The following is a 293-nucleotide window of genomic DNA, read 5'->3' as shown; positions in this document are numbered from 1 at the left end:
CGAACGCACCGCGTTCGCGATGGCCCAGCAGGACGTGCGCTATTACCTCAACGGCCTGTTGTTCGACCTGCGCGAAAACAGCCTGCGTTGCGTCGCCACCGACGGCCACCGCCTGGCGCTGTGCGAAGCGCCGTTCGAAGGCGGCGCGCAGACCAAGCGCCAGATCATCGTGCCGCGCAAGGGCGTGCAGGAACTGCAGCGCCTGCTCGAAGGCGGCGATCGCGAAGTCGAGCTGGAAATGGGCCGCGGCCACATCCGCATCAAGCGCGACGATGTGACCTTCACCAGCAAGC

At 66.6% G+C, this 293-nt stretch carries 1 protein-coding gene; it reads left to right on the top strand.

The window, feature by feature from the left end:
• On the top strand, positions 1 to 293 hold a 293-nt coding region (locus tag HKX41_11070), incomplete at both ends, for a DNA polymerase III subunit beta (GenBank protein ID NNC24672.1).

It is taken from the genome of Salifodinibacter halophilus, assembly GCA_012999515.1.
GTDB lineage: Bacteria > Pseudomonadota > Gammaproteobacteria > Nevskiales > Salinisphaeraceae > Salifodinibacter > Salifodinibacter halophilus.
This window is presented reverse-complemented; position numbering and strand designations above follow the sequence as displayed.